General features: G+C 62.5%; 5 protein-coding genes and 1 tRNA gene. 1 reads left to right on the top strand and 5 read right to left on the bottom strand.

Going from position 1 to position 7,477, the window contains the following annotated elements; all coding sequences use genetic code 11:
• The 5 genes from secE to AC5DC2_RS16105 all read right to left on the bottom strand — a co-directional run.
• On the bottom strand, window positions 1-92 hold a 92-nt coding region (secE, locus tag AC5DC2_RS16125), incomplete at its 3' end, for a preprotein translocase subunit SecE (RefSeq protein ID WP_491699208.1).
• A gap of 171 nt (window positions 93-263) precedes the next feature.
• Window positions 264-339: transfer RNA gene (locus AC5DC2_RS16120), tRNA-Trp, on the bottom strand.
• 326 nt (window positions 340-665) lie between these two features.
• Window positions 666-3,179, bottom strand: a complete 2,514-nt coding sequence (locus AC5DC2_RS16115; protein ID WP_491699207.1) for a GcvT family protein — start codon at window positions 3,177-3,179, stop codon at window positions 666-668.
• Between the two features lie 238 nt (window positions 3,180-3,417).
• Window positions 3,418-5,997, bottom strand: coding sequence for a mechanosensitive ion channel domain-containing protein (locus AC5DC2_RS16110; protein WP_152534484.1), 2,580 nt, complete (start codon window positions 5,995-5,997; stop codon window positions 3,418-3,420).
• A gap of 78 nt (window positions 5,998-6,075) precedes the next feature.
• Window positions 6,076-6,657: a DUF924 family protein gene (locus AC5DC2_RS16105; protein ID WP_491699206.1), complete on the bottom strand. Its 582-nt coding sequence runs from the start codon at window positions 6,655-6,657 to the stop codon at window positions 6,076-6,078.
• A 118-nt stretch (window positions 6,658-6,775) separates the two neighbouring features.
• On the opposite strand from AC5DC2_RS16105, the gene AC5DC2_RS16100 reads away from it, so the two are divergent.
• The coding region (locus tag AC5DC2_RS16100; protein ID WP_491699205.1) for an AI-2E family transporter at window positions 6,776-7,477 on the top strand (702 nt) is incomplete at its 3' end.

The following is a 7,477-nucleotide window of genomic DNA, read 5'->3' as shown; positions in this document are numbered from 1 at the left end:
ATCACAGTTTCGCGCCGGGAAGGCCAAACGACTTTGGCCGTCTCAGCGCGCACTTGCTGCAGAAACGTGAATGGATTGGTTTTCGATGCCATAAACTGCCCACACCTTTACGGCACGTAAAGCGGAAGTAACCAGCTCCACGCACCGCGAGTCTGTTTTGCATTACATATCATCGTTTTTCGCTCAGACAAGAGAAAAACGAAATTTTTCTTGTATCACGTTCACGCGAGCCGCCGAGCCGTGCGCCGGCAGAACCGTCAAACTGGCAGGGGCAGAGGGGCTCGAACCCCCGACCTGCGGTTTTGGAGACCGCCGCTCTACCAACTGAGCTATACCCCTTCATCAAACCGGGCCGCTTGCGTAATCGCGCCGCCCCATCTGATCTGGCGCCCCATTTACGGGGCTGAGGCGCGCTTGGCAAGAGTGTTTTTCAAGAAAGCCTGGAAGCAAAGATGCAATGCTCCGCGTCCGGTTCAATTCATAAGGCCTATCTGCTCCGCCATCCCGGACTTGCGCCGGGTTCCAGGGCCAGACGGATGGCATAGCCACAGTGAACGCGCAGGCCGGACCGGCCAAATACGCACGAACCGACCCCTGCCCCGCGCAGCCCTCGGCGCCGGCGCAAGCCCGGCATGACGGAGGGCTGAAATGGACATCCGTCCGACTCACGCCCTGAGCGCCTCATTCTCCGGATCGAACGGGCTCTCCTCCACAACGGCGGCATCGAACAACGCCCCGAGGATGCGGATCTTCAGCTTCGTGCCCGGCGCGGCACAATCCGGATTCAGCATCGCCAGCGCGATCGACTTGCCGATCCTCCAGCCGAAGCCGCCCTGGGTCGCGCGACCGGCCAGATTGCCGTCGAGATCATAGATCGCCTCGGAGCCGCGGGCATCGCAATCGGTGACGCCTTCAACGATGAGGGTCGCGAAGATGGCGGAAAGCCCCTCCTCCTTCTTCGACAGCAGCGCCTCCTTGCCGATGAAATCCTTCTTCGGCTTGATGAAGCGGTCGAGGCCCGATTCGTAGGCGGTATATTCGATGGTCATTTCCCGCTGCATGGCGCGGTAGGATTTTTCGAGCGCCATCGCCCCCATCGCCCGGATACCGAAGGGCCTGATATCGAATTCGGCCCCGGCTTCCATCAGCTTGTCAAAGATATAGGTCTGCATCGCGATCGGGTGGTGCAGCTCCCAGCCGAGCTCGCCGACGAAGTTGACCCTGAGCGCATGGCAGCCTGCAGCGCCGATCGAGATCGGCTGGCCCGTCAACCAGGGGAAATCGGCGTTTTCGAGCGATGTGCGCGTCAATTTCTTTAGAAGATCGCGCGACTTCGGCCCTGCAACCACGAGCACGCCCATTTCCATGGTCAGCGGCCGGAGCGTCACCGAGCCATCGCTCGGCGCAAGTTTCATCAGCAGATCGTGGTCATGGCTTTCAAGCCCAGCGCCGGAGACCAGATAGAAGCGGTCGGGCGCCCATTCATAAAGCGTGAACTCCGCCCTCACCCCGCCTTCCTGGCCCAGCAGGTGGCAGAGCGCGATCCGGCCGCGCTTTTTCGGGATCGCGTTGGCAAAGATGCTGTCGAGAAAGACGCGCGCGCCGACGCCCGAGACTTCCATCTTGGCGAACGGCGTCATGTCGAGCACGCCGACCTTCTCGTGGACGTGTTTCACCTCGTTGCCGACATGCTCGAAATAGTTGGAGCGGCGGAACGACCATTTTTCCACGATCCGGCCATCCTCCAGCGGCGGGGCATGGTTGTGGCTGGTGATGACATCGGCTCCGACGCCGAGTTCCCTCTCGTCCAGCGCATAGCCTTCGGGCGCATACCAGTTGGCCCGCTCCCAGCCATAGACCGAGCCAAACACGCCGCCGAGCGCCTTCAGCCGCTCGTAGACCGGCGAAGTCTTCAGCGGCCGGGCGGCCCCGCGCTCCTCGTCCGGATAGTGCATGGTGAAGACATTGGCATAGGCCTCCTCGTTCTTGGCGATGAGGTAGCCCTCGGTCGCGTAGGGCCCGAAGCGGCGCGGATCGACGCCGGCAAGGTCCACGGTCGGCTCGCCGTTGACGATCCATTCGGCCAATTGCCAGCCGGCGCCGCCGGCAGCGGTAATGCCGAAGGAATGCCCCTCGTTCAGCCAGAAATTCCTCAGCCCCGGCGCAGGCCCGACAATCGGGTTGCCGTCGGGCGTATAGGCGATCGCGCCGTTATAGACCTTCTTGATGCCGACTTCCGCAAAGGCCGGAACGCGGGCCATCGCGGTTTCGATATGCGGCATCAGCCGGTCGAGCTCCTCCTGGAACAGCTCGTATTCGCTGTCGTCGGAAGGCCCGTCGACATAACAGACCGGCGCGCCGACCTCGTACGGCCCGAGGATCAGGCCGCCAGCCTCCTCGCGCATATACCAGGCGCTGTCGGATTCACGCAGCACGCCCATCTCGGGCAGGCCCTGCCTTTTTCGCTCCAGAATCGCGGGATGCGGCTCGGTGACGATATATTGGTGCTCGACCGGAATGACCGGCACGTTGAGGCCGACCATGGCGCCGGTCCGCCGCGCGAAATTGCCGGTGCAGGAAATCACATGATCGGCGGTAAACGCCTCTTTATCGGTTTCCACATGCCAAGTGCCGTCAAGGTTCTGGCGGATCTCGGTCACCGTGGTGTTGCGCATGATCCGGCCGCCCTTGTCGCGCGCGCCCTTGGCCAGCGCCTGGGTCAGGTCGGCGGGCTGGATATAGCCGTCCCCGGGATGCTGGATCGCGCCCAGTATACCGTCCGTCTCGCACAGCGGCCAGACCTCCTTCACCTGTTCCGGCGTCAGGAACCTGAAATCAACGCCGATGGTCTCGGCAATGCCGGAATAATAGAGATACTCGTCCATCCGGTCCTTTGTCATGGCAAGGCGGATATTGGAGACCTTGGAGAACCCCACATTGAGGCCGGTCTCTTCCTCCAGCGCCGAATAGAGATTGACCGAATATTTGTGCAGCTGACCGACGGAATAGCTCATGTTGAACAGTGGCAGAAGGCCGGCGGCATGCCAGGTCGAGCCGGAGGTCAGTTCCTTGCGCTCGATCAGGACCGCATCGTCCCAGCCCTTCTTCGCCAGATGATAAAGCGTCGACACGCCGACGACGCCGCCGCCGATCACCAGAGCCCTCGTCTTCGTCGTCATCCGTTCCGCCTCTTGTCACCGTGATTGGCCGCCCGCCCGCCGGGCTCCGTATCAGACGACTATGCAACGCGCGCCGCACCGGAAACAGCCCGTTTGCGACATGCAGTCCTGCGGGCGCGACGCGGCTTGATTTGCCTAGCGCATCGGCCCGAAAATCGGAATCGATTTCCGGAAAGCACGATGCGTAGATAAAATAGGTTAGAGCGTCCTTTGTGCGCCCGAATGGACGCATGGCGCTCTAGCGCTCGCCGCCGTCATCATTGCCGGCGTCGGGATGGTCGAACATCGGCCGGGCCTCGTGCGCCGGCGCGACGGGTTCCGCCGGAGCGTTCTTCCGCGTGTGCTTGCGGATTGCATCCGCCAGCTCGTCGCGGCGCTCCTTCTGCGGAATGATATGCAGGTCGCGCTGCGGATAGGGAATGGTGATGCCTTCCTCCTTGAAGCGCTCGAAGATCGCCACGCGGATGTCGTTACGCACGGAAATGCCGTTGAACACGTCGGCGAGATAGACGCGGACCTCGAAATCGAGCGTCGATTCGCCGAACCCCATGAAGATCACCATCGGCTCCGGATTCTGCAGTACCAGCGGATGCGAGGTGCCAATGTCCATCAGGATATCCATCACCTTTCGCGGATCGCTGTCATAGGAGACGCCGACGGCGACCTCTGAGCGGCCCATCTGGTTGTGGTGCATCCAGTTGCCGACGGAGGCGTTGATCAGTTCGGAATTCGGCACGATGATCGACTGGCGCTGGAAGGTCTCGATCTCGGTCGCGCGCACGGAAATGCGCTTGACGAAACCCTCCGTGGTCCCGGACACGATCCAGTCGCCGACCTTGAACGGCCGCTCGGCCAGCAGGATCAGGCCGGAAACGAAGTTGGAGACGATCGTCTGCAGGCCGAAGCCGATGCCGATGGACAGGGCGGAGGCGACCAGCGCCAGGCTGGAGAGATTGACGCCTGCCGCCGAGATCGCCAGGAGGCTCGCCAACACGATGCCGAGATAGCTTATCCCGGTCTTGACGGAATTGCGGACGCCGGCATCGGCGCGCGAACGCAACAGGACATTGTTGTCGAACCAGCCCTGGAACCACCGCGTCGCGAGAAAGCCGCCGACGAACAGCAGGACCCCGACCAGAATGCCGCCAAGTGAAATGGTGATCGAGCCGATGGTGACGGAGGTCAGGTTGTTTGCGGCCCACAGCCGCATCTGCTCGTAGCGCACGCCCCAGGACAGCAGCACCAGCGGAATGCCGATGAACAGCGTCAGCGCGTAGATGAACAGCCCGGCAAGCAGCGACAACTGGTCGGCGCGCACGGCCGACAGCTGGAACCGTTCGACGAAGCGCTTTCCGAAACTGGTGCGGGCAATGCTGCCGGCCTGCGATACCGCCTGGCCGACGAGCATGCCGATATACATGGTGATCAGCACGGCGCCGGTCAGCACCACCTGCTTGGCGGCGAAACGGGCAAGCGCCACGTAGCCGACCAGCGCGCAGAGCATGACGAACAGCCCGACCATGCGCGCGGAAAAGGCGATGGCAGAGGGAAACAGGAGAGCGATCGTGCGCGTGCGCTTCTTCTCCGCCTCGACCGGCGGCCGCGGGCGGATGAAGGATACGGCCACGAGAATGGCGCCGATCAGGACGGAGGAAATCAGGCTGCGCAGCACATCGATCTGGACGCCGGCGTCCAGCGTCTCGTTCAGCACGCCGATCAGGATATCACCCCAGTTGATCAGGGCCATTGCCGTGAAGGCCAGCATCAGGTTGCGCGAGGCGGCGTTGCCGATCGGCATCAGCCGCCATTGCGGCCGGCCCGGCGTCAGCACATTGCGCGACAGGAGGAACACGAAGAAGATGATCGCGCCCGACACATAGGCCTGAAGGACGAAGCGCTCGACATCGGGCAGGAAAATGCCCATGCCGACAAACAGGACATAGGACACGGTGAGAAAGGCGAAAAGCGCCAGGCAGGGGATCATCGTCGTCCAGAAGGCGGCCAGCAAGCGGATCACGTAGTCCGGCTCCTCCATCTGCAGGTCCAGCTTCGTGCGTTCGACAAACCGCGTGGAGAGCCGGTAGGCAAAGGCCGCGGCAAGGATCGAGAGCAGGTTGGCGATGATGAACTGGATACGTTTCGACTGCCAGATGAAACTCAGCCAGCCGCCATAAGACGCCCTGAAAGCGTCAAACTGCTGATGCCAGAGCGTCCCGAAATCGGTCGAGAAAAGCTCCTGCAGATCGGTATGCTTGAACAAGGCGCGGGCGAATTGCTCGCGCCGGATCTCGGATACCCTGTCGGAGGTTTCCTCGGCCGAGGATCCAAGCTTGCTCAGCCTGTCGGCGAGTGCGTTGAGCTCGGAACGCTCGGCAAGGAGCGTGTTGCGCTCCTGCGTCGTCACGTCCGGCTCCGGGCTTTCGCCCGGCCCGGGCGCGCTGCCAAGCTCCGCCAGTTGAGCGCGGACATCGCCAAGCCGGGCCTGAATGGCGCCGTCGGTCTTTGAAAGCTCGCTTTGAAGCTGGTCGACCTGAACCTGCAGCCTGGCCAGCGCATCGTCGCTGCCGCCCTCGCCGCCGACCGCCTCGGAAATCGAGGACAGCGCATCGCCATAGGAATCGAGCGCCGTCGCGGTCTCGGAAATGAACGGATCGCGTGTCGTCGCCACCGCATCGTTCGGCTGCTGCCCCGTGCCGGAAGCGGAAGGCGGGGCGGGCGTTGCCTGCTGGGCATGGACGGGGGCGCCGGACAGGACGCAAAGAAGCCCCGCCGCCAACACCGCAAGCCGGAAACCGCCCCTCGCCTTTTTCCGCCGCATCGGATCCCTTTCTTTCTCCAGAAACTCACAGACGCGCCTTGAACCGCCCAAGCGCGTCGTTTTGATGACGGCCGAAGTCTATTTCTGCCCCCAGCCGGTGCTTTCCCCGCCCGAAAGATAGGCCAGTTCGGCGCGGGTCGAGCGCCGCTTCAGGATCGGATTGCGATGGGGAAAACGGCCGAACCGGGCAATCACCTCCCGATGGCTTTCTGCATATGAGGAGAATTCGTCATTGCCAAGCGCGGCGAACAGCGCCACGGAACGGTCCTGATCAGCAAGGTTTTCGGAATGTTCGAACGGCATGAAGAAAAACGCCCGACGGCTTTCGGCGACCTTTTCGTGGGCGCCGCTGGCGATCGCCAGCTTCGCTTCCCGGAGCGCCAGCATGTCGGTGGCAAAGGCCATGGGCGTTGCGCGGTAGATGTTGCGGGGAAACTGGTCGAGCACGATCACGGCCGCAAGCTGGGCCTCGGGCGTTGCCCGCCAGGCTCCGTCGACATCGCGCGCCAGCGCCCGGTGGGTGGCAAAGAAACGGTAGAGGATGGCGTTGTCGAGAGCCGCCACATCGTCGGGCTGGAACCAGTCTTTCGGCGTCAGTTCGTCAAACCAGAATGAAAGCACCTGATCGGGGCTGGCGACGGTCTCGATGAACTCACTCATGATTTTCCTTCCCGCGCACAATCGCGTGTGGCAGCGCATGGGAGCGCTTGCGTATGACTGGCGGGAACGATACATTTTCAGCCACATCCGCTCAAGCTAGTCATTTTAAGAGACACGAATGTCTGAAACTGGGCCAACGGGCTCGCGGCGCGGCGTCACCGTCGTCACATCCCTGATATTCGTCATCCTGCTCCTGATCGCAATCCGCTGGGCGGGCGGCTTCCTGAAACCCGTGGCGCTTGCGCTGTTCATCATCGCCGTCACCTGGCCGATCAAGAACGCGTTGCAGAAGGTCATGCCGCCGCTTCTCGCGCTGGCGATCACCGTTGTCAGCACGATTGTCGTCTTCGTCATCTTCGCGACGCTCGTCATCTGGGGCTTTTCCCGCATGGCGACATCGTTCGTCGACGCCGCCTGGCAATTGCAGGTCGCCTATCAGGACGCCGTCGCATGGCTCGGGGAGAAGGGCTTCTCCGTTGCAAGCTCGCTCAACGACATCTTCAATGTCGGCCTGATCGCCCGCACCGTGCGGCAGGTGACGGGACAGGCGAGCACGACGCTCAGCTTCTGGCTGGTGGTGCTTGCCTATGTGGTTCTCGGCCTGACGGAGGTGGACAAGCTCCGCCAAAGGATCGCGGACCTCAACAAGCCGGAATTCGCCTCCGCCGCGATCCGCATCGCCGATGCGACGGCCAAGAAATTCGGTCGCTACATGCTGGTGCGCACCCAGATGAGCGCGATGACCGGCGTGCTGTTCTGGAGTTCGGCTACGCTGACGGGTCTTGATTTTCCGGTCGAGTGGGGCGTGATCGCCTTCGCG

The sequence above is a fragment of the Martelella sp. genome, from assembly GCF_984369615.1.
The sequence above is the reverse complement of the archived record's forward strand: the minus strand, read 5'-3'. Positions and strand labels throughout refer to the sequence as shown.

What these genes read in the sequence shown, in the direction of transcription:
- AC5DC2_RS16115 (WP_491699207.1), bottom strand. Translation starts at nt 3,179, where the DNA reads ATGACGACGAAGACGAGGGCTCTGGTGATCGGCGGCGGCGTCGTCGGC.
- AC5DC2_RS16110 (WP_152534484.1), bottom strand. Translation starts at nt 5,997, where the DNA reads ATGCGGCGGAAAAAGGCGAGGGGCGGTTTCCGGCTTGCGGTGTTGGCG.
- AC5DC2_RS16105 (WP_491699206.1), bottom strand. Translation starts at nt 6,657, where the DNA reads ATGAGTGAGTTCATCGAGACCGTCGCCAGCCCCGATCAGGTGCTTTCA.